We start from the raw sequence: 26261 nt of genomic DNA on the forward strand, positions 1-26261 counted from the left end.
AGTCATCCGCCGCAACGCCATCCACAAGGGCAAATGACAGCCCTCACCCCGCACCACGAACACACCCACACCACACCGCCAGACCACCCTGCCCAAAGAACGGTCAAAACACGAGGAGGCCGGGCCGGTGGTTTCCCACCGGCCCGGCTTTCTCTTGTCCAGCCGGCTCTTACTCACGTGGGACGACGCAGCAGCGCCCGGTCAGCGGAGGGCTGCGGCGATCGCCTCCGCCGGGGTCGTCGTCGGCCGTCCGATCAGGCGCCGCAGGTCGCCGGAGCCGGTGAACATCTCGTCCTGGCTCATGGCGCGGTCGGCGTCCGCGAGGACCTGCGCCAGCTCGGCGGGCACGCCCGCGTCGACCAGCACCTGGGCGAACTCGTCGACCGGCAGATCGGTGTAGCCGATCCGCCTGCCCGTCGCGGCCGAGATCGCCGCGGCCAGCTGCGTCAGGGTGAAGGCCTCGTCGCCACCCAGCTCGTACGCCTTGCCGGTGTGCCCCTCGGTGCTCAGCACGACCGCTGCGGCGTCGGCGTAGTCGGCTCGGGCCGCAGCGCTGATCCGGCCCTGGCCGGCGGCCCCGACGAGCGCTCCGCCCTGCAGCACCTGAGAGAGCTGGTCGGTGTAGTTCTCCAGGTACCAGCCGTTGCGCAGCATCACGCCGGGGAGGCGCTCGCGCAGGTACTCCTCGGTGGCCCAGTGGGTGGAAGCCAGACTGGTGGTGGACGTGTCCGCGTGCAGCATGCTGGTGAACGCGACCAGCGACGCGCCCGCCGCCGCCGCGGCGTCGATGGCGCGGCGATGGTTGGCGACGCGCTCGCTCGGGGTCGTGGTGGAGATCAGCAGAAGCTTGTCCACACCCTCGAAGGCTGCGGGGAGGCTGTCGGGCTCCGCGAAGTCGGCCCGGCGGATCTCGACACCGCGGTCGGCGAAGTCCTTGATCCTGCTGATGTCACGGCTGGTCGCGACGATCTGCGAGGCCGGCACCCCACGGGTCAGCAGCGCTTCGACGGTGAGCCGGCCCAGATTTCCGGAGGCTGCGGTGACGACGATCGACATGGCGGTCACACCTTTCTGCCGCGGGACTTCCGCGTTGTGGACCCACGATGACCTGGTCGCTCTCCTTTGGTAAGGGCGAACTTTCGGGTAAGGTGCGCACCGGGGCGAAAGGATCCAGGTGAGGTTTGTGGCGACGGTCCGGGAAGTGAGCGAGTCCACACCCTCGTGGGACCCGTATACGCGGGGCTGCCCGTCGCGTGACGTGCTCGACCAGATCGGCAGCAAGTGGGCGGTCCTGGTGATGGGTGAGCTCGGCAGGCACGGGGCGCGTCGGTTCACGCAGCTGCGCCAGCAGCTCGGGGGGATCAGCGAGAAGATGCTCACCCAGACGCTGCGCACGCTCGAACGTGACGGGCTGATCCGGCGGACGGTGTTTCCGGAGGCCCCGATCCGTGTGGAGTACGATCTGACGCCGCTCGGTCAGACCCTGCGCGGTCCCCTGAAGGCGCTCACCGAGTGGTCGACGCAGCACATCGAGGAAGTCGTCGACGCCCGCAAGAGGTACGACGAGCGCGCCGGGAATTAGCGGACGGACTCGCGGGCGAAGCGCTTACGGCTGTCCTCTCCGGCCCGTCTCCTCGGCGCCGGCCGCCGCCTCGCCGGTCAGGTAGTGCTGGATGGTCGGGGCGAGCCAGGCGGCGGCCTCGTCCGGGCTCAGAGTCACCACCGGCGGCAGCCGCAGGATGTAGCGGCACAGGGCGAAGCCCAGCATCTGGGTGGCGATCATGCCGGCCCGGGTGGCGGCCTGCCCGGGATCCGGAGCGAGCCGGGCGGCGACCGGCCCGACCTGCTGGGCGAAGACCGATCGCATCCGCTCGGCCGCGGCCTCCTTGGTGACCGCCGTGCGCAGCAGGGCCATCAGCGTGTCGTCGCCCTCCCAGCGATCCAGGAAATGCCGGGCCAGCGCGGTGCCGACCCGGTCGGCGGCGATGTCGCCCAGGTCGGGCAGGCGCAGGTCGAAATCGGCCGCGGCGGCGAACAACCCCTCCTTGTTGCCGTAGTAGCGCATCACCATCGACGGGTCGATGCGTGCGTCGGCGGCGATGGCGCGGATCGTGGCGCGCTCGAATCCGTCAGCGGCGAAGCGCTCCCGGGCGGCGACCAGGATGGCGGCCCGGGTGGCGTCGGAACGGCGGGCTGTCATGGTCACCACCCTAATGCCAACACCCGTTTGCCAACAACCGTTGACTTGATCTTCCGGGCGTGCCTATGGTCGTGCCAACAAGTGTTGGCAAACGAATGGGGAGTCGTCATGCACACCACCGTCGCGATCATCGGAGCCGGCCCGACCGGCTTGCTCCTCGCCGGAGACCTGGCCCGGACCGGAGTGCCCGTCACCCTGTTCGAGCGCCGGTCGGAGACGTCCAACCTGACCCGCGCGTTCGGCGTCCACGCCCGGACCCTCGAGATGCTCGACGCCCGCGGTCTCGCCGACGGCATCGTGTCCGGTGGAGCGCGGGTCGAGCATCTGCGCCTGTTCGACCGGATCCGGCTGGACCTGACCGGGCTGCCGTCGCGCTACCCGTACCTGCTGATCACCCCGCAGTACCGGGTGGAGGCGGCGCTCGAGGAGCGGGCCCTGGCCGCGGGCGCGCGGATCGAGCGCGGCGCGCGCCTGGACTCCCTGCGGCAGGACGGCGAGCGCGTCGTCCTGGAGTTCGGCGACCGCGCCGTCACCGCCGACTGGGTGGTCGGGACCGACGGCGCCCACAGCACCGTGCGCCGCTCGCTCGGCCTGCCCTTCCCCGGCCGTTCCGTGCTCACCTCGATCATGCTGGCCGACGTGCGCCTGGCCACCCCGCCCGACGACGTCCTGGCCGTCAACGCCGTCGGCGACGCGTTCGCGATGGTCGCGCCGTTCGGCGACGGGTGGTATCGGATCTTCGCCTGGGACCGCCGCCACCAGGTCACCGACGACGTCCCGGTCACCCTGGACGAGATGCGCGAGGTCACCCGGCGCGTCCACGGCACCGACTTCGGCATCACCGAGGCCCGCTGGCTGTCCCGCTTCCACAGCGACGAACGGCAGGCGCCGCGCTACCGGGTCGGCCGCGTGTTCCTCGCCGGCGACGCCGCCCACGTGCACTCACCCGCCGGCGGCCAGGGCATGAACACCGGCCTCCAGGACGCCGCGAACCTCTCCTGGAAACTCGCCGCCACCATCCACGGATGGGCGCCGGCCGGCCTCCTCGACACCTACCAGTCCGAACGCCACCCGGTCGGGCGGCTCGTCCTGCGCAGCAGCGGCGCCCTCATCCGGCTCGCGATGATCCGGTCCGTGGCCGCCCGGCACCTGCGCAACACCGCCGGGGCGGCGCTGCTCGCCCTTCCGCCGGTCGTGCGGCGCGCCACCGGCGTCATCTCCGGCGTCGGCATCGGATATCCGGGCGCGCCCCGGGCCGGGGACGTCACCCTCCGCGGTGGGGGCCGCCTCTACGAGGCGCTGCGATCGGGGCGGCACGTGCTGGTCACCCCGCAACCCTTCCCGGGGTACGCCGAACGCCTCCTCGTGGCCACGCCCGATTCCGGCACGACCGAGGCGGTGCTGGTACGCCCCGACGGTTACGTGGCCTGGCGCGGCCCCGCCACGGCGGCGGCCACCGAGGTCTCCCGCTTCCTCGGCCCGGAGCGGGTCACCTCGTCGGGCCCGGCCGGCGTCGCCTGATGCGCTGAGGCCGGCGGTGTCAGGGCAGTTTCAGCACGTCGGCGATGACCGCGCCGTCCGGTTCCAGTCGCACCGCCGCCGGGCTGTCGTAGACCACCAGCACCCGGTCCGTACCCATCAGGCTCAGACCCTCGGCGTGGTCGTCGCCCTCGCCGTAGGTCAGCTCCATCACCCGGCTGATCAGGTGGTGCCGCACGATCGTCGGGATCTCCGCCACACAGGCGTCGTGCCAGCGGTAGATGCGCACCGGCCCGTCCAGGTCCATCGTGGGTCCGGCCAGCACCAGCAGGTCGTTCCCGGCCGGGCAGAGGTCGCGGACACCCAGACCATCAAGATCAAGGACATGTTTGCGGTACGGCAACCCGTCCTCGAATCGGTGCAGGCGCAGTCTCCCCGGCTCGTCGGCCAGCACGTACGGCCGCAACTCCAGCACGAACGCCCACCCGCGCAGCACCGGCCCACGCAGCCCGAGGAAGACCCGGTCCTCGCGGACCGCGATGCCCTCGATGTCGAGCCCGTTGTCCTTGCCCGGGATCGGCAGGAACGGCGCCAGGTGCTCGTCGTCACGCAGCAGCCGCCGCAGGTCGTCGCGGGCGCTCAGCGCGGCGGCCCGGTGCCGCACCCCGTCGACGGTGATCTCCCGCACCGGGGTGGGCACGCCGTCCACGTCGGTCACCGGCAGCCGGACCAGGATCTGCCGGTTGTCCTGCCCCTCGATCCGGGCCAGCCGGCGCAGCGCCTTCGGCCCGTCGTGGCGGTCCTTGATCTGCTTGCGGCGCAGACTGTGCGAACCGATCGCCCAGAGGAAGTGACCGGTCCGGGCCAGCCCCTCCACGTCGGCCTCCTCGTCGGCGTCGGCGCCGGGCAGGTCGACGAAGTCGGCCAGCCGGAACCGTGTCTCCTGCCCGAACTCGGCCGGCCGCTCCGCGTCGTCGGCGAGCAGCCGCTCGATCGTCGCGGTCTCGTCGCCGGCGATCCAGAGCGCCCGGCCGTCGAGCCGGACCGCCGAGAGGTTGGTGTGGGTGGCCGCGGCCTGCGACTCGTCGGAGAACCGCAGCCGCACCGTGTCGTCGACCGTCATGGCCACATCGTCGCACCGCCGCGCATCGGACCAGGTCGAACATAGAGTCCTGTCCACATGGACTTTCGGATCGATCATGGCCGGTCACGGCCGGCCCGGGACGGACCGGCCGTTTCGCGGCCCGGGGGTCAGATCTCCCGCGAGATGTACAGGCGGTGACCAGCTGGGACATAACCCACCCGCTCGTAGACCCGCCACGAGTCGTCGCCCGAAGCCTCCAGCCAGGCGACCTCCACGCCACGGTCGAAGAGACGGCGGGTGACGCTCGCGCTGATCGCCGCGCCCAGCCCGCGACGCCGGAACGGCGCGCGCACCGCGATCCCGGCGACCTCGCTGACGTCGTCGCTCGGCGGCGCGGCCTGGCCGCCGCCGACCCACTCGCCATCGGTGGTGCGTGCGCCGAGGACCACCCCGCCGCGTTCCTGGTTACGCCGCATCCGGGCGACCGCGGCCGCCGGATCCTCGGGTGGCAGGTCGCCGAAGGCGTCGTTCTGTGCGATGACCACCGCGGCCCGGTCCGGGTCGGTCGACGGCTCCTCCAAGGTCAGGCCCGCCGGCGCGGGGAACACGGTCAGCCGCTCCGGTGGGCAGATCAGGTACTGGTTGCGCTCCTCGACGGCGAACCCGGCCGTGACCAGCAGGTCCTCCAGCTGTGGGGCGCAGCTCGTGACATATTCCAGGCGTGGCTTGCGGCCCGCCTCGGTGAACGCGCTGATCAGCTCGGTGATGTCCGCCGCGGTGATCGGGGCGCCCGGCTGCGGTGACGCGTAGTTGATGAAGGGACTTTCGGTGTCCGGGTCGAGGCCGAGCACGAACGGGCCGACCTCGATGACCTTCGGACGGGTACGGAGATGGGACACGACGGAGCGCTGGATGCGCAGATCCATGGTGAAGTAAGCCTTTTCGAGAGAACGATGAGGAAACCCCTGCGAGGGGACACACGTGACTACGCAGGACCGCCGCTGGCGGAGAACGCTCAGCGACGGCCGACTGGCCGGGCGGCGATCACAGGCTTCACTTCTCTCGAATGCATCGGGATCGTGCTCTGTCGCACGATCGCCCGACGAGGCTTTCACGAACCGGCCGTCGCGCGCAACCCGGCCCGGCGGCGAGCATCGGCGCGGGCCGGCCGCCTGCGCGGCCCGCGCCGACGACCCTCACTCTGGTCCATCGAGGACAGTAAGTCCATCGCCGTCCATGCGTGCGGGAGCCGTCCCGAATTTTGTCGGTGGGGGTCGTTAGGGTTCAGCCGTCGTCCTGGAACGAGATCGGGGGAGTGGTCCGGTGACCGAAGCGGTGGGCTCCGGCGCGTTCGTCGTGCCGTCGGCGTGGAAGCGGTTCGTGCTGCCCCGGCGGGGTGCCGCGCCGTCAGCCCCGAGACCCCGGGCGGCCGACGTCCGAGCCGTCGAGGAGCTGTTGACCGCGTTCGACGGCGACGTGCGTTCGGCCCTGCGCCACCGCCTCATCGCGGGCGATCTGGCCGAGGCGGGGCACGGTTGGCTCGAGGGCGGCCCGGCGGCCACCCCGCTCGGCGCGGCGGTGGTGGCCCGTGGCGTGGGTGGCGCGCTCCCGTGGCTCCGGCGTGACGAGCTGACCGCTTTCGCCGACTTCTGGCGAGCCCGGCACGGTCTGGCGTTCGCCGCGGCCGCCACCGTCGAGCTGGCCGGGTTCCACCTCGGCTCATCGCCTTCGGAGGCCGCGATCACCCGCTCGGTGCCTGACGCCGACGCCAACGGCTTCGGCACCCGGGTCGCGATCCGGATGGCGTATCACCTGCGCCGGGCCGTCGTGGCCGCCGCGCCGGAGGAGTATGCGGCGGTCGTCGCCGCGCTCGGCCGCTCGCGTGGCCCGTCGCTGTCCCAGCAGGCGCTCGTGTCGGTGATCGCGCCGGACGAGAGCGCCTGGGCCGACGAGATCTGCGCCACCGTGTCGGCCCTGGGCGGCCGGGAGTCGCTGAAGGGCCTGCTGCTGACCGTGGTGTCGGCCGAGCCGCTCGCCTCCGCTCTCGCCGGGCAGCTGTCACCCTGGGCGGCCCTCTCCGAGAGCGAGCGGATCCACACCTTCACCGCGACGCTCGGCCCGGCCGCCGCCCCGTCGCTGGCCACCTGGCTCGACTCGCCGTCCCTCGACGCACAGGACCGGCGGAAACTGCTGGCGCTGCTCGCCGCGGTCGGCGGCGACACGGCGTTCACCGCCCTCGTCGAGCGCGCCGGTCACCCCGGCGTCCCGGCGGCCCTCGCCGAGGCGGCCGGCCGTGACCCGGCCCGTGCCCTGCGCCTGTTCGCCGAGACGCCGGGCGCCGACCGGCTCCTGCACCGGCACCTGGCCAACCATCGGCCCCTGGCGGCCGAGGTCCGTCCCGTGCTGTCCGAGGCGGCCGCCGTCCGCTTCGACGCCGCGCACGCCGTGCTGCTCGCCGCCGACGCCGGCGCGGCCGCCCCCGAGGATCTGCCGCCGATCCTGGTGAGCCCGCCCTGGCTGGCCCCGGCGCCCCGCAAACCGCTCGTCGTCACCGGCCTGACCAGCGACGTCCCGGTCACCGTCGAGTGGGCGCCGGGCGAGCGTGCGGCCTGGGCGGCCGGCACCTGGGCGGCCCGGCACGGCGGCGCCCACGACTGGGCCGCCGTCGCGCGGCGGCTCGGCACCAGCGCCTCCAACGGGTGGGACGAGATCGACCTCTTCGTCCGCGGCCCCGACGAGGTGACGCTGCCCCTGGTGGCCGCCTGGCGGCCGACCCACCACTACGACGCCGCCGAGTGGGGAGCGGAGGTGCTGGCCCGCTACGGCGCGGCGGCTGTCCCGCCGCTCGTCGACGTCGCCCGCCGGGCCCCGACGGCGGCCGCCCACCTGCTGGCCCCGGTCGCCGGGCCGGAGGTCGCGCTGCTGATGGCCGGCTGGCTCGCGCGGGTGCGCTCGGTCCGGCCGGTCGCCCTGACCTGGCTCACCCGGCACCCCGCCGTCGCGGCCCGTGTCCTGGTGCCGGTCGCGGTGGGCAGGATCGGCCAGGCGCGCTCCGACGCCGAGGGCGCGCTGCGGGCGATGGCCCGGGCCGGGCACGCGGCCGCGGTGCGCGCTGCCGCCGCCGGGTCCGGGCCGGAGACGTCAGCCGCGGTCGAGGAGATCCTGGCCGTCGACCCACTGGACCTGCTGCCCTCGCCGATGCCGCCGCTGCCCGACTGGGCCAACCCGGCCGTGATGCCCCCGGTCCGGCTCACCGGCGACCGCGGCCGGCTGCCCGTCGAGTCGGTCCGGCACGTTCTGACCATCCTCGCCATCTCCCGGATGGACAGCCCGTATCCGGGACTTGCCCTGGTCACCGCCGCGTGCGAGCCCACCGATCTGGCCGAGCTGGGCTGGGCGCTGTTCACCGAGTGGCGCGAGGCCGGCCACCCGGCGAAGCAGAACTGGGCGCTCGACGCCCTCGGCCTGCTCGGCGACGACGAGACGGTCCGCAGGCTGGCCCCGGTGATCCGCGCGTGGCCCGGCGAGGGCGGCCACACCCGCGCGGTCGCCGGCCTCGACGTGCTGGCCACCATCGGCACCGACGTCGCTCTGATGTATCTCCACGGCATCGCACAGAAGGTGAAGTTCCGGGCGCTCAAGGAACGCGCCGGGGAGAAGATCGCCGAGCTGGCGGCCGAGCTCGGGCTCACCACCGACGAGCTGGCCGACCGGCTGGTGCCCGACCTCGGGCTGGACAGCGCCGGCAACCTGGTCCTCGACTACGGGCGGCGCACCTTCACGGTCGGCTTCGACGAGCAGCTCAGGCCGTTCGTCGCCGACGCCGGCGGCAAGCGCCTCAAGGCCCTGCCCAAACCGGGCGCCCAGGACGATCCGGTGCTCGCCCCCGAGGCGTTCCAGCGGTTCACCGCGCTGAAGAAGGACGTCCGGGCGATCGCGACCGACCAGGTCCGCCGGCTCGAGCAGGCGATGGTCACCCAGCGCCGCTGGACCGGCTCGGACTTCCGCCGGCTCCTCGCCGGCCACCCGCTGCTGCGGCACCTGGTCCGCCGGCTCGTCTGGGTCCGCTTCGACGCGACCGGCCGGCCGGGCGCGGGGCTGCGCCTGGCCGAGGACGGCAGCCTCGCCGATGTCACCGACGAGACGGTCACCCTCGGCGACGGCGACCAGGTCGGGATCGCCCACCCGCTGCACCTCGGCGACGACCTGGCCGCGTGGGCGGAGGTCTTCGCCGACTACGAGATCCTCCAGCCGTTCCCGCAGCTCGGCCGCGGTGTCGAGCCGCTCACCCCGGAGCGCGCGGCGGCGCTGATCGGGCGGACGGCGCCGACCACCGCCCTGCTCGGCCTGGAACGGCGCGGCTGGCGGCGCGGCAGCCCACAGGACGGCGGGGTCCAGGGCTGGTTCGAGCGTGACCTGCCGGGCGACCGGCAGCTCGTGCTCGCCATCGACCCGGGCATCGCCGTCGGCGCGATCGACGTCCTGGGCGACCAGACCGTCGAGGCGATCTTCGTGGCCGCCGCCGGCGCCCACCACTGGTTCCGTCCGGACCAGGACGACCGTCTCCGTGAACTCGACCCCATCACCGCGGCCGAGGCGCTGCGCGATCTGACCGAGGTGCTCGCATGACCGTCACCACCACCGACCACGTCCAGCGTCCGCCCGCCGAGGTGCGGTATGCCGACGAGCTGGCCCGCCTGCGGGCGGCCGACGACGCGCCCACCCCGCCGGGCTGGGCGCTCAGCCTGCGGGCTGCCCGCGCCTTCATCGTCGGCGACGAGCGGCTCGGCGTCACCCGCAAGTTCGTCGGCGATCCGTCCCTCATCGACCGGGCCCTGGTCAGCCTCGCCACCAGCCGCGGCCTGCTGCTCGTCGGCGATCCCGGCACCGCGAAATCGCTGCTCTCCGAGCTGCTCGCGGCCGCCGTGAGCGGTGACTCGACGCTCACCATCCAGGGCGGCGCGGCCACCACCGAGGACCAGATCAAGTATTCGTGGAACTATGCGCTCCTGGTCGCCGAGGGCCCCACCGAGCGGTCGCTGGTCCCCGCTCCGCTGCTGCGCGGCATGGCCCAGGGGCAGGTGGTCCGCTTCGAGGAGATCACCCGGTGCCCACTGGAGGTGCAGGACTGTCTGCTCTCCCCGCTCTCCGACCGGGTGCTTGCCGTCCCGGAGCTGCCCGGCGACGGCGGCATGGTGTTCGCCAAGGAGGGCTTCAACATCATCGCCACGGCCAACACCCGCGACCGTGGTGTCAACGACATGAGCTCGGCGCTGAAACGGCGGTTCAACTTCGAGACGGTCTTCCCGATCGCCGACTTCGACACCGAGCTGTCCCTGGTCGAAGCGGAGGCCGGCACCCTGCTGCGCCGGTCCGGGGTGACCGCGCCACCCCGGCGTGACGTGCTGGAGGTGCTGGTCACGGCGTTCCGGGAGCTGCGGGCCGGGCGGACCTCGCGGGGCGACGAGATGGAACGGCTGTCCGCGGTGATGAGCACCGCCGAGGCGGTCTCCGTCGCGCACGCCGTCGGCCTGCGTGGCTGGTTCCTCCGCGGCGACACCGGCAACGCCGCCGACCTGGTGTCCTGCCTGGCCGGCACCGCCGCCAAGGACAGCCCGGAGGACCTGGCGAAACTGCGCCGCTACCTGGAGCAGCACACCTCGTGGCGTACCGGACCGCAGTGGCGTGAGCTGCGGGACGCACGCCGGGAACTGCCCGGCGGATGAGCCTCACCGTCATCGGGGTCCGGCATCACAGCCCCGCCTGCGCCCGCCTCGTCGGCTCGACGATCGCCGCTCTGCGGCCCGCCCACGTGCTGATCGAGGGCCCCGCCGACATGAACGCGCGGATCGGCGAGCTGCTGCTCGGGCACGACCTGCCGGTGGCGGTCTTCACCAGCTACCTCGACGAGCACCGGCGGCACGGCTCGTGGGCGCCGTTCTGCGAGTACTCACCCGAGTGGGAGGCGCTGCGGGCCGGCCGCGAGTGCGGCGCCGAGCTGCGGTTCATCGACCTGCCGGCATGGCACGAGGCGTTCGCCGACCGGGACAACCGGTATGCCGACGCCGAGCTGCGTTACGCCGAGGCGGTGGAACGGCTGTGCGCCGAGTTCGGCGTCGACAACAGCGACGCCCTCTGGGATCACGTCATCGAGATGGGGCCGGCCGAGGAGGTCGGGCCACGGCTGGAAGCCTATTTCGACCTGATCCGCGGCGACTCGGCGGCGGGGGCCTCGGACACGGCGCGTGAGGCGTACATGGCCCGGTGGATCCGCGCCGCTCAGGTGGCGGCCGAGGGCCGCCCGGTCGTGGCCGTGGTCGGAGGCTTTCACCGGCCGGCCCTGCTCCGTCTCGCCACCGGGTCCGACAGTGCCGGCACCGGTGCGGGGCCGGCGGGGTGGCCCGAGGTGCCGGCGCCACCGGCCGGAGCGACAGCGGGCAGCTACCTCGTGCCGTACTCGTTCCGCCGCCTCGACGCGTTCGGCGGCTACCAGTCCGGGATGCCGTCCCCCGAGTTCTACCAGCGGCTCTGGGAGAGCGGCCCGGAGGAGGCCGCCCGCTACCTGATCACCGCGGTCGCCGGGCGGCTGCGCGGGCGCGGCCAGCCGGTCTCCACCGCTGACCTGATCGCTGCCCGGACCGGTGCCCAGGCCCTCGCCCGGCTCCGTGGCCACGACTGCCCGTCCCGGGTCGACGTCCTCGACGGCTTGGCCTCCGCCCTGGTCAACGAGGCGCTCGACGTGCCGCTGCCGTGGGCGGTGCGGGGCGCCGTCAGCGCCGGGCAGCATCCGGCGGTCGTCGAGATGACCGCCGCCCTCAGCGGCGACCGGGTCGGCCGGCTGCACCCGGACACCCCGCTGCCGCCGCTGGTGCACGCCGCCACCGCCGACATCGAGCGGTACGGCCTCGACCGGCCGGGCGAGCACACCGCCGACCTGACCGACCCGCACGGCCGGACCGTCAGCCGGGTCCTGCACCGGCTGCGCGTCCTGGAGATCCCCGGGTTCCGGCGCGACTCCGGGCCCGCCACCGGCATCGACCCGGTGCTGCGCGAGCAGTGGACCGTCCAGCGGCACCAGCATCGGCTCGCCGCGCTCATCGAGGCCGGCGGCTACGGCCCGACCCTGGAGGCCGCGGCCACCACCCGGATCGCCCAGCGGATCGACGAGGCCGGCGGCGACCTCGGCGGCATCGCCGACGCGCTGTTCGACGCGGCGCTGTGCGGGGTCACCGACCTCGGCTCCGACGTGCCCGCCCGGCTCGAACGCGGCATCGCCACCGCCGGCGACCTGTCCGTCCTCGGCCGGGTCCTGGCCGTCACGCTGGCGCTCTGGCGGCACGACCGGCTCCTCGGCACCGCCGGAAGCGTGGCCCTCGGCGTCGTCGTGGCCGCCGGCGCCCGCCGGATCCTGTGGCTCGCCGAGGGCTGGCACGCGCCGGGAGCAGCGGCCGACCGGACACGGATCGCGGCAGTCGTGGCGGTGCGGGACGCGGTGCTGCACGCGGCGGTGCTGGGCGTGGACCGTACCGCCGCTGTCGAGATCGCCGGCCGCATCGCGGCCGACCGCGCCGCACCGCCCGACCTGCGCGGCGCGTTCTACGGTCTCGGGCGCTCGCTGCTCGGTGACGACGACCCCGCCGGGCTCTTCCCCGAGCCGGACGAAGCGGTGCGCGGCGCGTTCACCGGCGGCGCCGCGGGGGACTGGCTGGCCGGGTTGTTCGGCGTCGCCCGCGAGCACGTGCTCTCGCCCGGCGGCATCCTCGCTCTGCTCGACGACCTGGTCGGCGGGCTCGGGGCGGACGACTTCCTGGTCGCCCTGCCCGCGCTGCGGCAGGCCTTCGAGTACTTCCCGCCCCGCGAGCGGGAGACGATCGCCGAAGAGCTGCTGGCCCGGCGAGGGCTGGCCGGCTCGGGCCGCGACCTGCTCCGCACGACCGTCGCGCCGCAGACGGTGGCGGCCGGGATGGCGCTGGACGAGACCGTCGAAGAACGCCTGGTCCGAGCCGGGCTGATCACCATGGGGAGGACCGATGACTGATGTCGGCCTGGAACGATGGCGGCTCATCCTGGGCACGCCGGCGGGCGGTTGCCTGGGCGGCCTCGACGGCGCGAACAGCCGGCGCGACGCGGCCCTCGACTGGCTCTACGGCCGCGACGAGGAGTTGAGCCGCCGGGACATCCGGCGTGAGGGCGGCAGCGGCCCGTCCCAGCTCACCACCGTCGACTGGCTCGACGACATCACCCGGCTGTTCCCCAAGGAGACGGTCGAACGGCTGCAGCAGGACGCCGTCGAGCGGTACCAGATCGACGACATCGTCACCGATCCCGGCGTCCTCGAACGGATCGAGCCCAACCCGGCGCTGCTGCGGGCCGTGCTGCGTACCAAACACCTGATGAACCCCGAGGTGCTCCGCCTCGCCCGGCGGCTGGTCGAAGCCGTCGTCCGTGACCTGATGCGACGGCTCGCCACCGAGGTGCAGCAGAGCTTCTCCGGCGCGCGGTCCCGGCGGGCCAGCCGGTTCCGTCAGGCCCGCGACTTCGACGCCCGGCGGACTCTGCGGGCCAACCTCGGCAACTACCGGCCCGACGAGCGGCGGGTGTATGTGCAGACGCCGTACTTCGCGTCGCGGACCCGGCGGCAGCTCAACCAGTGGCAGGTCATTCTGCTCGTCGACCAGTCCGGGTCGATGCTGTCGTCGGTCATCCACTCGGCGATCACCGCGGCGTGCCTGTGGGGGCTCCCGGGCGTCCGGACCCATCTGATCGCCTTCGACACCGAGGTCGTCGACCTCACCTCCGACGTCAGCGATCCGGTCGAGCTGCTGATGAAGACCCAGCTCGGCGGCGGCACCGACATCGCCCGCGCCGTGCGGTATGCGGCCCAGCTCGTCGAGCAGCCACGACGCACGATCGTGGCGGTGGTCAGCGACTTCTTCGAGGGCGGCTCGGAGGCCGGGCTGGTGCGGGCGGTTCGTGAGCTCGTCGAGCAGGGCAGCATCGTGCTCGGGCTCGCCGCCCTCGACGAGAACGCGGATCCGGCGTACGACCGGGCCTGCGCGCAGAGACTCGCGGACGTGGGCGCCTGGGTCGGCGCCATGACCCCCGGCGAGCTCGCCGGATTCGTCGCGGAACGGGTGGGACGATGAACACCGGTACCCTGCCCGTCCGGGCCGACCTACGTGCCCTCGACGCCGACGCCCTGGCCGCGCTCGCCAACCGTGGCCTGGTCAAGCGAGCCACCCGGGAGGTCGAGCGGGAACCACCCGCGCTCTCCGCCGACGGCTCGGCGATCATCGCCGAGTTCAGCGACGGCGTCCGGGCCACGCTGCCGCAGGGCGGTCTCGAACAAGGAGGCTGCACCTGCGGGGCTACGGGCGTCTGCCGCCACCTCATCGGCCTGATCCTGGCATATCAGACAGCGCCCGCTGCCGCACCCTCGGCCTCTACTCCTCCCGCCTCGTCCTCCGCTCCTTCGTCCTCCGGCCCCTCCGCCGTGGTCTCCGACTCTTCGTCCTCGGGTCTCGCTGCCTCCCGAGACGCGGCCGGTTCGCCTGCCGGGGCGGGGCCGCGGGGCGGTTCGGTCGCGGCTCCGGTGCGAGCATCGGAACGAATTGCCTGGTCACCGGGCGCCTTCACCGATGACCAGGTGACCGCTCGGATCGGGGCCCGCCTTGTCACGGCGGCCCGCCGGGCCGAGCGAGCCGGCTACACGGCGCGGGTGCGGCGTGGCCCGGTGCCGGTGGTCGAGTTGCCCGCGGCGACCGTGCGGTTCCTGGTTCCCGGCGACCTCGGCTACGTGCACACCGATGCCCGGGCCGGGGTACGTGACGACGTGATCGCGCTCGCCGTCTGGGCGTTCCGGGTGGCCGACGAGCAGCAACCGGACGCCACCGACTGTGTGATCGACGTCGGGGGCGCCGGGACCGGCCCGAACGCGGGTTCCGGGTTGGAGGCGCTCGTCGAGTTCGCCGCCGAGGTGCTGCGGGGCGGCGCGGTCCACTCGGGCGCCGGTCTCGCCGCCACCGCCGCGGGCCAGCTGACCGCGCTGGAGCGGGCCGGCCTTCGGTGGCCGCTCGACGCCGCCACCGAACTGGCCGGGCAGCTCACCGCCTATCGGGACCGCAGCGCCCGCTATTCCCCGGAACTGTTCGCCGACCTGCTCGCGGAACTCTTCGCCCGGCACCGGGCGGCCGGCGCCGACGGCGGGGCCGCGGCCCGGGCCCGGGTGCTCGGCTCCGAGGAGGCGGCCGAGACGCCACTTCGCCGGGTACGGCTGGACGGCCTCGGCGCCCGGGTCACCGCGATCGACGACGAGCGGCGTGTCGAGATCTTCCACGGTCAGCCGGCCAGCGGCGTCGTCCTCGTCTCCCAACGGCAGTGGACGACACCGGACGACGGCCCCGCCCTGGCCCGCCGCCGGATCGCCGGGACAACCGTCGCCGCGGTGGCCGCCGGAACGCTGGTGACCGAGTCCGCGGTCCGCAGCGCCAGCCGGGCGGTGCGGCTGAGCGCCAGCCGTGTCGCGAAGTCCACCGTCACGGCCTCGCACGGCGCCTGGGACGGCCTGCCCGACGGTCTGCTCGTGCGCGACTACGCCCGCCTCGCCGCCGACCTGGACGCCATGCCGCCCCGCCCGGTCCGGGCCCGCGTCCGCGCCGAACTGGTCCGGGTCCTGGCGATCGCCCAGGTCGGCGCGACCCACTACTCACCCGGCGCGCAGCGGCTCACCGTGGAGATCCTGGACGTCCACGGCAACCCGGCCACCGTTGTCGCCACCCACGCCGCGGTCGCTCCGGGCCGCTTGGACGCGGTCGCCGCCGCCCTGGGCGGCCGGCGGGGCAAGCCCCGCTATGTGGCCGGCAGTGTCCACCGCAGCGGCGGCCGAGTCGTGATCGACCCCTACGCGATCGCCGCCGACGGCCCGCCGGTCATCCCTGACCTGGCCACCGCCGCCGATTTCGCGACGACGCCCGCCGCCCTGACCTCCACCACCGCTCCGGCTGACGGTGGGCCTGCCACTGCTCCGGCTGACGGTGGGCCTGCCACCGTTTCGGCTGTTGTCCCCGAAGGTGATCCCGGCGTCTCGGACTCAGCGGGTCGGTCAGGCGTTCCGGATTCGGGGGATGGCCGGGGAGTTCCGGACGCAGCGGGTCGCCTCGATGCTGTGGATTCCGAGGGCCGGTTGGGCGCTTCGGACGCTGGAGGGGACTCGGATGCTTCGGGGCCGGTCGTCGTTGACGTCTCGGAGCCGACTTTCGGGACCGCCGGTGGCGCGGCCGGTGTCGAGGTGTGGGACAGCGATGACGGGACGGACGTGCTGGCGGAGGCCGTGGCAGCAGCACGGGATCTGCTGGCGGAAGCGGCCCACAGCGGCCTCGCGCATCTGCCGCCCACGTTCGCGGCCCGGCTGAGCAGTACCCGAGGCCTGCTCGCCAGGGTCGGACTGCATCGGGTGGCGTCCGCGCTCGATGAGGTCTCCGCCAAGCTGAGCCCTGACCCAGGCATCGATGCGGCTAACGCCTGGGCCGATGCCTACCTGCGGGTGAGCCTTGCCGCGGACCTCCTCTGACATGGCGAGCGTCGAAGGGGCCGACCCGGCCGGAGCGGCTGACCCGGCCGGAGCGGCTGACCCGGCCGAAGCGGCCGACCCGGCCGGAGCGGCTGACCCGGCCGAAGGGGCCGACCCGGCCGGAGCGGCCGGAGCGGCCGGACTCCAGGGCGGGGCTCCTGCCGTGTTCCGGGACGCTGTCTCCGCGGATCGGGAGGCGGTTCTGGAGTTCTGGCCTCATCCCGAGCGTCTGGACCGCCGGTTCGCGGCGGCCGCCGAGGGGTCGGAGACGTTCGTGGTGGCCGTCGGTCCCGGTGCGGCAGTGGTGGTCGGCGCGGCCGGCGTCCGGTGGGGCGGCGGTTGCGACGACACCGCCCGGCCGATGCTCTACGGCGTGGAGGTCCGCCCGGACCTTCGAGGCCGTGGAGTGGGCAGCGCCATGATCAGGCATGTCGCACAGCTGGTCGCCGACCGGGGATTCGCCGAGTTCAGCCTCGAGGTCGAGGTGGGAAACGCGGGCGCCATCCGGCTCTACCGCCGGCTCGGCTTCGTGACGGTCGGGCCGCACCGGCACGTCTGGCGATCCGGCAACGCCACGGGCAGCACCGACGTCCTGATCATGCACGGCCGGGCCGCGACGGTTCGGGCGACGCCACTGTCCTGACGAAGCCGGGCCGCTGCGGTCGTTCCGATGACAGCGCGGTTCGTGCGCGTTTCCGGGCGTGGAGAAATGTCAGCGATGCCCGCCGGGAACCGGACTCACGGCGGCGCGGCGCGGCTGAGAGGCCTGAGGCCGTGCGGATCGGGGAGGAGGTGGCTGACCGGGTAGGGACTTCAGCCGCGGCTGACGGCTTCCTCGACGCCTGTCTCGTGCGGGCCCAGGAAGACCGGGTCTCGGGCGGTCAGCACGTCGGCGGCGGCCTTGACGGCGGCGCCGTATTCGCGGACCTCGCCTCGCAGCCACATCGCCTCGAAGACGCGGACGCTGTCGTCGCCCACACCGGTGGCCTCGATGCCCTGCTCCCGGCACAGGGTCACGGCCCGGGGGAGGTGGAAGGCCTGCGTCACGACGATCGCCTTGTTCACGCCGAAGATCTTGTGGGCGCGGACGCACGAGTCGTAGGTGTCGAATCCGGCGTGGTCGAGGACCACCCGGTCGGCGGGTACGCCGTGATCGACCAGCCAGGACTGCATGGCGCCCGGCTCGTCGTAGGTCCACCGGCCGTGGTCGCCGGAGACGAGGATCGCCTTCACCCTGCCGTTGGCCAGCAGCTGGCGGGCGATCTCCAGGCGGGCGGCCAGGAACGCGGAAGGCTGGCCGTCGTCGCCGACCTGGGCGCCGAGCACCAGCGCCACCGGGGCGTCGGGCACCGATGACACGTCGTAGATGTGGCCGTCGGCGGAGGTCCGTACCCAATGGGCGCAGGCGAGAGCGACGGCGACCGCGACCACACCGCCGACCGTGCCCATCGCCATCAGGCGGCGTAGCCGCCGCCAGGGGAAAAGCGTGCGCAGACGTGCCTTGAGCTGGGCCGGGAGAACGGGGCGGATCCGCATCGGTCCGAGGATGGCAGACGGCGTCAACGGGCCGGGGAGGCTCGGTGGCAGCATGTGGCCATGATCGATATCGCGCCTGATCGGGATCCGCTGGTTCGATGGGCGTTGCCGGCGCCGGGCGCCCGGGTGTGGCGGCGGCCGGAGGCGGTCGTCGTGGCCTGCGCTGCTCTGTCGCGGTGGGACCGGCTGGTGATCAACGGCGAGCCGGAGGCGGTGGCCGGGCTTCTGCGGCAGGTCCTGGCGGAGACCGGAGAGACATTTCGCCCATTCGGTACGGAAGAACTGGTCACCGAAGTCGTCGCCCGGATCCCGGAGCTGGAGGTCAGCGCCACGTTCGCGTGGATGGAGACCACGGAGCCGGTCAAGCGTGCCCGCACGGGAGCGGACGGACCCGGCAGAGGGCGCGCGCACGCGGGCGGATCCGAGAGCGGGCGCTCGCGTGGCGACGGATCCGAGAGCGGGCGGGCGTGCGGCGACGGATCCGACAGGGGGCGGGCGCGTGGCGACGGACTCGAGAGCGGAGGGGCGCACGCGGCAGGCGGTGCCGTGCAGGCGAACGCGGCCGAGGTCCTCGAAGGCTCTGCCACGCAGGCGGATGAGGCCGGCGTCGTCGGAGGCAGTGCCACCGAGGCGGATGAGCGTGCGGGCACAGGAGCCGCGGGGCTTCGGCCGGTTTGGCTCGGGAAGCAGGAATGGCCCGAGGTGACCGCGCTGATCCGGGAGGCCTATCCGGAGTCCTATGCGTGGCCCGGCGACCCCGCGGTGCGGCGCTGGGCGGGTATCCGCGGCCTCGACGGTGAGCTGCTGACGGTCGCCGCCGAGGCGTGGTCGACGCCGGAGATCGGGTTCATGTCGGGGGTGGCCACCCGCCCAGCGGCGCGCGGGCGGGGCCTCGGGGCGGACATCTGCGCGTTCGTCGCCGACGAGCTGCTGCCCGGCCGGGAGCGGGTGGCTCTGCTGGTGGACTACTGGAACACGGCGGCGGTGGCCACGTACACCGGCTTGGGGTTTGCGACCCGGCGGGTTGCCGCCGCCCGCCGCCGCTGACCCCGGCGAGTGACACGACCGGCGGTGGGTGGGGGAACTATCCGGCCCGGCGGGCCGTGTAGAGCAGGTACTCCCAGTCCATGGCGCCGTCGCCGGTGTCGTGGCGTTCGGCGAGGGCGACGAGTTCGGCGTCCAGGGCGGCGACGCGGGCCGGATCGTCGGCGATGTTGCGGTAGACGGCGATCGTCGGGCCGTAGTTGCTCTTGAAGTAGTCGCGGAACGCGGCGGCCGTGCGGAAGTGGTCGACGCGCAGGGAGCGGCGTTCCACGGTCACGCCGGTGACGTGATCACCGAACAGGGACGCGAGGTGGGCCGGGTCACCCCACAGCGGCGGCGGCTGCGCGCCGGGCGGGGGCGGGGCGGCGTACGGCTTCATGGTCGCGAACATCTGCCCGATGAAGCCTTCCGGGGTCCAGTTGGCGAGCCCGATGGTGCCGCCGGGCCGGCACACCCGGACCAGTTCCCCGGCGGCCGCGGTGTGGAACGGCGCGAACATGACGCCGATGCACGAGATCACCGTGTCGAAGGCGGCGGTCTCGAAGGGCAGGTCCTCGGCGTCGGCTTCGGTCCAGGTCAGGCCGACGGGGGAGTTCTTCTCGCCGACGGCCAGCAGTTCGGGGGTGAGATCACTGGCCGTGACGGTGGCGCCGGTCCTGGCCGCGGGAACGGCGGCGTTCCCGGTGCCCGCGCCGACGTCGAGGACTTTCTGGCCGGGGCCGATGCCGGCGGCTTCGACCAGCGCCGGTCCGAGGGGTGCGACGAGTTCGGAGGCGACCGCTGGGTAGTCGCCGGAGGCCCACATGGCACGGTGCTTGGTCTTCACAGTTGTCGTCATGTCACCGACAGTAGGGATCCGCGGGTGGCCCGGCCTAGTACACGATGTGTACCGGCGAGAGGAGACCACCGGAATGGGTGCGTCGTACGGGCAGTTCTGCCCGGTTGCGAAGGCGATGGAGCTGCTCGACGAGCGGTGGACGATGCTGGTGATCCGGGAGCTGATGGCCGGGAGCCGCCGGTTCAACGATCTGCGGCGGGGGCTGCCACGGATGTCGCCCACGCTGCTGTCGCGGCGGCTGCAGCAGCTGTCCGCGGCCGGTGTGGTCGAGCGGCGGGAGTCGGGCGCCGAGGTGGAGTACGAGCTGACCACGGCGGGCCTGGAGTTGCGGCCGATCGTGGTGGCCCTGGGCGAGTGGGGCACCCGGTGGATTCCCGAACTCGGCGACCGTGACCTGGATCCGAAGCTGCTGCTGTGGGACATGCACCGGTCGGTGGATCACGGCGCGGTGCCGGCCCGGCGCACGGTGCTGCAGTTCCGGTTCCCGGCGGCGCCGGCGAGGGTACGCGACTGGTGGCTGGTGATCACGCCGGCCGAGGCCGACATCTGTGATGTCGACCCCGGTCACGACGTGGACGTGCTGGTGACCGCCGACCTGCGCTGCCTGACCGACGTGTGGCGCGGGGAGCGTACGTGGGCGTCCGGCCTGCGGTCGGGTGAGCTGGCGTTCCAGGGGCCGGAGGAGCTGCGCCGCGCCCTGCCCGCGTGGTTCCGGCAGTTCGCTTTCGCCGCCGTCCCCCGGCCGCAACCGGTCAGCTGATCCGGAACTTGGCGGCGAGCAGCGCCGACGGCCGTGAGTTCGGCCCGACCAGCAGCTCGAAGTCACCGGCTTCGACGACCCGCTTCCCGTCGGCGTCGACGAGCGTGATGTCCGCGGCCGCCACCTCGACGGCGACCGTGACGCTCTCCCCGGCCGGCACGGTGACCTGCCGGTACGCCTTCAGCTCGCGGCTCGCCCAGGTGACGCTGGTGACCAGGTCGCTGACGTAGACCTGCACGGTCTCCAGCGCCGGCCGGGTCCCGGTGTTGCTGAGCCGCACGGTGGCCCGGACCACTCCGTCGGCGGCCACGTCCGGCTCCTCGATGCTGAGCCCGTCGTAGGTGATGGTCGTGTAGCTGAGCCCCTCACCGAAGGCGAACAGCGGGTCCTGCGTGAGGTCCGCGTACCGGGAGCCGTGCTGGCCGCGGGTCTGGTTGTAGAAGACCGGCTGCTGTCCGGCGTGCCGGGCGGCCGAGATCGGCATCCGCCCGGTCGGCTCGATCAGGCCGAGCAGGAGTTCCGCGATCGCCTGCCCGCCGCGCATGCCCGGGTTGAACGCCTGCACGATCGCGGCCGCGCCGAGCGCCGACTCCGGCAGCGCGTGCGGTTTGCCGTCGATCAGCACGACGATCATCGGGGTGCCGGTGGTGGCGACCGCGTCGAGCAGCGCGATCTGCCCGCCCTGGAGTTCCAGGGTGGCTGTCGACTTGTGCTCGCCGTTGAGGTTGACGGTGTCGCCGACGACCACGATCGCGTAGTCGGCGGCGGCTGCGGTGGCCGCCGCGGCGGCGATGCGGGCCGGGTCGGCGGGCACGCCCACCGAGATCGGCGGGCGGGGCTGGCCGTCCGGGAACGTCTCACCCTCCGGGTCGGGGACGAGCTTCTCGATCTCCACGGCCGGGTCGAAGTCCAGCTGCCAGCCGTCGGGCAGCAGCTCACGCAGGCCGTCGAGGACGGTGGTGGTCAGCTCCCGCGGGTGGCCGTCGGGCAGCCAGTCGACCTGTCCGGAGTCGCCGGCCCAGTCGCCGAGCTGGGTGGACACGTCGTCGGCGTTGGGGCCGAGCAGCGCGATGCGCTTCGACGGGGCGGCCGCGAGGGGCAGCACGCCGTCGTTGCGCAGCAGAACCAGGGATCGGCGGGCGATCTCCAGGTTGAGGGCCACGTGTGCGGGGTTGCCGATGACCTCGGCCTGGCGGGCGGCGTCCGGGGTGCGGGGGTTCTCGAAGAGGCCCAGCTCGAACTTCAGGCGCAGGATCCGCCGTACCGCCGCATCGATGTCGTCCTCACCGAGGATGCCGCGCCGGATCGCCTCCTGAGCGCCTTCGAAGAAGGCCGGCGTCGTCATGATCAGGTCGTTGCCGGCCTTGACGGCGACCGCTGCGGCCTCGGCGTAGTCGGCGCAGACCTTCTGCTCCCAGACCATCCGGCCGACGTTGTCCCAGTCGGTGACGAGGGTGCCGGTGAAGCCCCACTCCTCCTTGAGGACGTCGTTGAGCAGCCACTTGTTGGCGGTGATGGGGACGCCGTCCATTGACTGGTAGCCGAGCATGAAGACCCGGCAGCCCTCGGCGGCGGCCCGCTCGAACGGCGGGAGGAACCAGGAGCGCAGCTTGCGGCGGCTGATGTCGGCCTCGCTGGCGTCGCGGCCGCCCTGGGTCTCGGAGTATCCGGCGAAGTGCTTGGCGGTGGCCAGGATCGCGGTCGGGTCGGTGAGGCCGTCGCCCTGGTATCCGCGGATCATGGCGGCGCCCAGCTCGGAGATCAGGTACGGGTCTTCGCCGAACGTCTCGTCGACGCGGCCCCACCGCAGGTCACGGGCGATGCAGAGGACCGGTGAGAAGGTCCAGTGGACGCCGGTGGCGGCGGCTTCCACAGCGGTGGCCCGGGCGACCCGTTCGACGAGCGTAGAGTCCCAGGAGGCCGCCATGGCGAGCTGAGTGGGGAAGACCGTGGCGCCGGGCCAGAAGGCGTGCCCGTGGATGCAGTCCTCGGCGGTGATCAGCGGGATCCGCAGCCGCGTCCGGGAGACCAGCTCGGCGGCCTCGACGAGTTTGGCGGGGGAGGTGTGCAGGATCGATCCGGCCAGTTTCTCCAGGACGATCTCGCCGATGTCCTGCCGGGCGTCGAGCTGGAGCATCTGGCCGACCTTCTCGGGAAGAGTCATCCGGCCCAGCAGATCCTCGACACGCTCTCGCACCGGGAGCGAGGAGTCCTGATATGGCAAGGGCATGAGTTTCTCCGATGGGTCTGCCGAACGCGAACGGTTCGGAGTCTTCCACGTACGGAACCGGTTCCGGCACCCCGCTACGGTTCCGGAACTTCATCCGCCGGGAAGGCTTTGTGGGAGGCGATTGTTAGGAGGTGTCGGTAAGGTCCTAAGCGGATCGGACGCAGTGAAGTCTATTGATTACGCACGGTGAAAGTGGAGGACCATGGGTTCGGCTGACCGGGTTCTGCGGCGGACCGCCGACGCGATCGAGCACATAACCGGCATCTGCTTCAAGACCGGCCCGCCGCGGCAGATCGGTGTCGAGCTGGAGTGGACCACGCATCCGGCCGCCGACCCGTCCGCGTACCTGACGGCCGGCGACCTCGTCGAGGCTCTGGGTGTGCATACCCCGGCGGCCCTCGGCAATCCACATCCCGTGCCGCTGCCCGGCGGTGGCACGGTCACCGTCGAGCCGGGCCTGCAGATCGAGATCTCCTCGGCGCCCGCCGGCTCGCTCGCCGAGCTGCACGCCGCGGTCACCGCCGACCGGGAGATCCTCGCGGGGCTGCTGGCGAGCCGGGGGATCATCCTCGGCGACCACGGCCTGGACCCGTTCCGGGAGCCCCGCCGCACCCTGGACACCCCGCGTTACGCGGCCATGGACCGCGCCTTCGACAGCGCCGGCCGCACCATGATGGGCTCCACCGCGGGGCTCCAGGTGTGCTTCGACGCCGGCGAGGCCGGTCAGATCCCGATCCGCTGGGCGGCCCTGCACGAGGTCGGTCCGGCGATGCTGGCCCTGTTCGCCAACTCACCACGGCACGGCTGGGCGTCCGCCCGGACGGCGACCTGGCACGGCATCGACGCACGGCGCTCCGGGCCGGTCCCGTCGTCCGCCGATCCGGCGGTGAGCTGGGCTCACTACGCGGTTCAGGCGCCACTGCTCTGCGTGCGGCGCGACCACGGCCGGTGGGACGTGCCACCCGGCGTGACGATGGCCGACTGGATCGAGGCGGGCGGCATCGAGGGTGGCCCGGCCGGTTCCGGCCGGATCGGCGGGCGGCGCATCGGCCCGCGACGGCAACGGCCACCGCAGCTCATCGACCCGGTCACCCGGCCACCGACGATCGCGGATCTCGACTATCACCTCAACACCCTCTTTCCGCCGGTACGGCCACGCGGCTACCTGGAGGTCCGCTACCTCGACACCCAGCCCGGCGACGAGTGGATCGCCCCGGCCGCGGTGCTGGCCGCGCTGCTGTCCGACGACACGCTCACCGACCGTGCCCGCGAGCTGGCCGCCCCGGCCGCCGGCCGCTGGCACGCCGCCGCCCGGTCCGGTCTCGCCGACCGGCCGGTGCGCCGGGCCGCCGCCGGTCTGGCCGACCTGGCCTGCCGCAACCTCGACCGGACCGGCCTGCCCCCGGCGGTCCGCGACACCGTGACCGGCATCGTCTCCCGCCGCCTGCGGGAGGCCGTGTCCGGACGACCCCGAGAGGACATTTGGGTATGACCGACGATCTTCGGCTGTCCATCGCTGCCGACCTGGAGCGCGCCCGGGCCCGGACGGCGCTGCTCACCGACTCCGTCGACGACGACGACCTCACCCGGCAGCACTCCCCGCTGATGTCCCCGCTGGTCTGGGACCTGGCGCACGTCGGCAATCAGGAGGAGCTGTGGCTGGTCCGCGACGTGGGCGGCCGTGACCCGCTCCGGCAGGACATCGACGAGCTCTACGACGCGTTCAAGCACTCCCGCCGCGACCGGCCGGCGTTGCCCCTGCTCAGCCCGGCCGAGGCCCGCGCCTACACCGCGCAGGTGCGCGACAAGGTGTTCGACGTGCTGGACCGGACCAGGTTCGGCCCGGAGAGCCGGCTGCTCGACGGCGGGTTCGCGTTCGGCATGATCGTCCAGCACGAGCAGCAGCACGACGAGACCATGCTGGCCACGCACCAGCTGCGGTCCGGCGCGCCGGTGCTGTCCGCGCCGGCGCCGCCCCCGGCCGCGGCCCCGGTCTCCGGCGAGGTTCTCGTCCCCTCGGGCAGATTCCAGATGGGTACGGACATCGAGCCCTGGGCCCTCGACAACGAACGCCCCGCCCACCCGGTCGACGTGGACGCCTTCTGGATCGACGCCGCCCCGGTCACCAACGGCGACTACCTGGCGTTCATGGACGCCGGTGGCTACGACGACCCCCGCTGGTGGAGCGAGCGCGGCTGGGCCCACCGCAACCAGGCCGGCCTGGACAGCCCGCTGCACTGGATCCGCGACCGTGACGGCTGGCTGCGTGACCGGTTCGGTCACGTCGAGCCGGTGAACCCGGCCGAGCCGGTCGTCCACGTCTGCTTCTTCGAGGCCGAGGCCTACGCCGCGTGGGCCGGGAAACGCCTGCCCACCGAGGCCGAGTGGGAGAAGGCCGCCCGCTGGGACCCGGCGACCGGCCGCTCCCGCCGCTACCCGTGGGGCGACGACCCGCCCGCGGCCCGGCACGCCAATCTCGGCCAGCGGCACCTCGGTCCGGCCCCGGTCGGCGCCTACCCGGACGGCGCGTCGCCACAGGGCGTGCACCAGCTGATCGGTGACGTCTGGGAGTGGACCTCCTCCGGCTTCCACGGTTACCCGGGGTTCGCGGCGTTCCCTTACCGCGAGTATTCGGAGGTGTTCTTCGGCGGCGACTACCGGGTGCTGCGCGGCGGGTCGTTCGGCACCGACGCGGCCGCCTGCCGGGGCACCTTCCGCAACTGGGACCACCCGATCCGGCGGCAGATCTTCAGCGGGTTCCGCTGCGCACGGGACGCCTGATGTGCCGGCACCTCGGCTACCTCGGTCCGCCCGTACCGCTGAAGGATCTGCTCTTCGACCCGCCGCACGCCCTGGCCACGCAAGCCTGGGCGCCCCGCGACATGCGCGGCGGGGGAACCGTCAACGCCGACGGCTTCGGCGTCGGCTGGTGGCCGCCCGGCGCCGCCGCGCCGGTCCGGCATCGCAGCGCCATGCCGATCTGGACGGACGCGTCGCTGCCGCTGCTCGCGGCCGCGACCTCGGCCGGCGCGGTCCTCGCCGCGGTCCGCTCGGCCACCGTCGGCATGCCGGTGGTCGAGACGGCGGCGGCGCCGTTCACCGACGGCCGGTGGCTCTTCAGCCACAACGGCGTCGTCCGCGGCTGGCCTTCGGCCGTCGCCGCACAGGCCCGTGACCTCCCGGTGGAGGATCTGCTCACCCTTGACGCGCCCACCGACTCGGCAATTCTCTGGGCGATGGTACGAGCGAGGCTGCGCGCCGGGGAGCCGCCGGCGAAGGCGGTCGCCACCGTGGTGACCGAGGTCGCCGCCGCGGCGCCCGGCTCCCGGCTGAACCTGCTTCTCAGTGACGGCCGGCAGATGATCGCGACCACGCTCGGTCACGCTCTGTCGGCGCGGTCCCTGCGCGACTCCACCCTGATCAGCTCCGAACCGCTCGACCCCGGACCGGCGTGGCAGCCCGTTCCCGACGGCCGTCTGGTCGTCGCCACCGCCGGCCGGCTGGAGATCACTTCCCTCTAG

20 protein-coding genes are annotated in these 26261 nt (G+C 73.3%); 13 read left to right on the forward strand and 7 right to left on the reverse strand.

Annotated elements, in window-relative coordinates; genetic code table 11:
- Positions 1 to 201 precede the first annotated feature (201 nt).
- Positions 202 to 1056 carry an NmrA family NAD(P)-binding protein gene (locus BM290_RS42475; protein WP_093621730.1) on the reverse strand — a complete coding sequence of 285 codons (855 nt, stop codon included), beginning with the start codon at positions 1054 to 1056 and terminating at the stop codon, positions 202 to 204.
- Between the two features lie 145 nt (positions 1057 to 1201).
- On the opposite strand from BM290_RS42475, the gene BM290_RS42480 reads away from it, so the two are divergent.
- Complete coding sequence (locus BM290_RS42480) at positions 1202 to 1582, forward strand: winged helix-turn-helix transcriptional regulator (RefSeq protein ID WP_239144082.1); 381 nt, start codon at positions 1202 to 1204, stop codon at positions 1580 to 1582.
- Between the two features lie 24 nt (positions 1583 to 1606).
- Here BM290_RS42480 and BM290_RS42485 read toward each other — a convergent pair whose 3' ends face one another.
- On the reverse strand, positions 1607 to 2200 hold the full coding sequence (locus BM290_RS42485) for a TetR/AcrR family transcriptional regulator (protein ID WP_093621731.1): 594 nt from the start codon (positions 2198 to 2200) through the stop codon (positions 1607 to 1609).
- Between the two features lie 108 nt (positions 2201 to 2308).
- Between BM290_RS42485 and BM290_RS42490 the strand changes: the two genes are divergently transcribed.
- Complete coding sequence (locus BM290_RS42490; RefSeq protein WP_093621670.1) at positions 2309 to 3721, forward strand: FAD-dependent monooxygenase; 1413 nt, start codon at positions 2309 to 2311, stop codon at positions 3719 to 3721.
- A 19-nt stretch (positions 3722 to 3740) separates the two neighbouring features.
- On the opposite strand, the gene BM290_RS42495 is transcribed toward BM290_RS42490, so the two are convergent.
- Positions 3741 to 4802, reverse strand: a complete 1062-nt coding sequence (locus tag BM290_RS42495; RefSeq protein ID WP_093621671.1) for a DUF3616 domain-containing protein — start codon at positions 4800 to 4802, stop codon at positions 3741 to 3743.
- Between the two features lie 128 nt (positions 4803 to 4930).
- The gene (locus tag BM290_RS42500) at positions 4931 to 5689 is read right to left on the reverse strand and encodes a GNAT family N-acetyltransferase (protein WP_093621672.1); all 759 of its coding nucleotides are present in this window, start codon (positions 5687 to 5689) and stop codon (positions 4931 to 4933) included.
- Positions 5690 to 6086: 397 nt separating this feature from the next.
- Between BM290_RS42500 and BM290_RS42505 the strand changes: the two genes are divergently transcribed.
- From BM290_RS42505 to BM290_RS42530, 6 genes are read left to right on the forward strand one after another with little or no spacing between them, the layout of a single operon-like run.
- Positions 6087 to 9392 carry a DUF4132 domain-containing protein gene (locus tag BM290_RS42505; protein ID WP_093621673.1) on the forward strand — a complete coding sequence of 1102 codons (3306 nt, stop codon included), beginning with the start codon at positions 6087 to 6089 and terminating at the stop codon, positions 9390 to 9392.
- The gene (locus BM290_RS42510; RefSeq protein WP_093621674.1) at positions 9389 to 10489 is read left to right on the forward strand and encodes an AAA family ATPase; all 1101 of its coding nucleotides are present in this window, start codon (positions 9389 to 9391) and stop codon (positions 10487 to 10489) included. The genes BM290_RS42505 and BM290_RS42510 overlap by 4 nt, the downstream gene beginning before the upstream one ends.
- Positions 10486 to 12801: a DUF5682 family protein gene (locus BM290_RS42515; RefSeq protein ID WP_093621675.1), complete on the forward strand. Its 2316-nt coding sequence runs from the start codon at positions 10486 to 10488 to the stop codon at positions 12799 to 12801. Before BM290_RS42510 ends, BM290_RS42515 begins: the two co-directional genes overlap by 4 nt.
- Positions 12794 to 13909, forward strand: a complete 1116-nt coding sequence (locus BM290_RS42520) for a VWA domain-containing protein (protein WP_093621676.1) — start codon at positions 12794 to 12796, stop codon at positions 13907 to 13909. Before BM290_RS42515 ends, BM290_RS42520 begins: the two co-directional genes overlap by 8 nt.
- Positions 13906 to 16332, forward strand: a complete 2427-nt coding sequence (locus tag BM290_RS42525; protein ID WP_143134146.1) for a hypothetical protein — start codon at positions 13906 to 13908, stop codon at positions 16330 to 16332. Before BM290_RS42520 ends, BM290_RS42525 begins: the two co-directional genes overlap by 4 nt.
- Before the next feature lies 1 nt (position 16333).
- Positions 16334 to 16975 (forward strand): GNAT family N-acetyltransferase, encoded by a 642-nt coding sequence (locus BM290_RS42530; protein ID WP_093621678.1) that lies wholly within the window; start codon positions 16334 to 16336, stop codon positions 16973 to 16975.
- Between the two features lie 170 nt (positions 16976 to 17145).
- On the opposite strand, the gene BM290_RS42535 is transcribed toward BM290_RS42530, so the two are convergent.
- Complete coding sequence (locus BM290_RS42535) at positions 17146 to 17868, reverse strand: SanA/YdcF family protein (RefSeq protein ID WP_177320131.1); 723 nt, start codon at positions 17866 to 17868, stop codon at positions 17146 to 17148.
- A 60-nt stretch (positions 17869 to 17928) separates the two neighbouring features.
- On the opposite strand from BM290_RS42535, the gene BM290_RS42540 reads away from it, so the two are divergent.
- A complete protein-coding gene (locus BM290_RS42540; RefSeq protein WP_239144083.1) occupies positions 17929 to 18915 on the forward strand; it encodes a GNAT family N-acetyltransferase in 987 nt (328 codons plus the stop codon).
- A 37-nt stretch (positions 18916 to 18952) separates the two neighbouring features.
- Here the strand turns inward: BM290_RS42540 and BM290_RS42545 are convergent, their stop codons facing one another.
- Positions 18953 to 19750, reverse strand: coding sequence for a class I SAM-dependent methyltransferase (locus BM290_RS42545; protein WP_093621679.1), 798 nt, complete (start codon positions 19748 to 19750; stop codon positions 18953 to 18955).
- Between the two features lie 73 nt (positions 19751 to 19823).
- Here BM290_RS42545 and BM290_RS42550 point away from each other — a divergent pair, with 73 nt between their 5' ends.
- Entirely contained in the window at positions 19824 to 20510 is a 687-nt protein-coding gene (locus BM290_RS42550) for a winged helix-turn-helix transcriptional regulator (protein WP_093621680.1), read from the forward strand.
- Here the strand turns inward: BM290_RS42550 and BM290_RS42555 are convergent.
- Positions 20503 to 22740 (reverse strand): exo-beta-d-1,3/1,6-glucosidase, encoded by a 2238-nt coding sequence (locus BM290_RS42555; protein ID WP_093621681.1) that lies wholly within the window; start codon positions 22738 to 22740, stop codon positions 20503 to 20505. The two genes, BM290_RS42550 and BM290_RS42555, sit on opposite strands and share 8 nt — an antisense overlap.
- 202 nt (positions 22741 to 22942) lie before the next feature.
- Between BM290_RS42555 and BM290_RS42560 the strand changes: the two genes are divergently transcribed.
- Genes BM290_RS42560 through egtC form a run of 3 tightly spaced genes read left to right on the forward strand, consistent with a single transcriptional unit; the run spans position 22943 to position 26261 of the window.
- Positions 22943 to 24232 (forward strand): glutamate-cysteine ligase family protein, encoded by a 1290-nt coding sequence (locus BM290_RS42560; RefSeq protein WP_093621682.1) that lies wholly within the window; start codon positions 22943 to 22945, stop codon positions 24230 to 24232.
- A complete protein-coding gene (gene egtB, locus BM290_RS42565; RefSeq protein ID WP_093621683.1) occupies positions 24229 to 25521 on the forward strand; it encodes an ergothioneine biosynthesis protein EgtB in 1293 nt (430 codons plus the stop codon). Before BM290_RS42560 ends, egtB begins: the two co-directional genes overlap by 4 nt.
- Complete coding sequence (egtC, locus tag BM290_RS42570; protein WP_093621684.1) at positions 25521 to 26261, forward strand: ergothioneine biosynthesis protein EgtC; 741 nt, start codon at positions 25521 to 25523, stop codon at positions 26259 to 26261. The genes egtB and egtC overlap by 1 nt, the downstream gene beginning before the upstream one ends.

Origin of the sequence: Actinoplanes philippinensis (assembly GCF_900113015.1) — a bacterium.
Lineage (GTDB): Bacteria > Actinomycetota > Actinomycetes > Mycobacteriales > Micromonosporaceae > Actinoplanes > Actinoplanes philippinensis.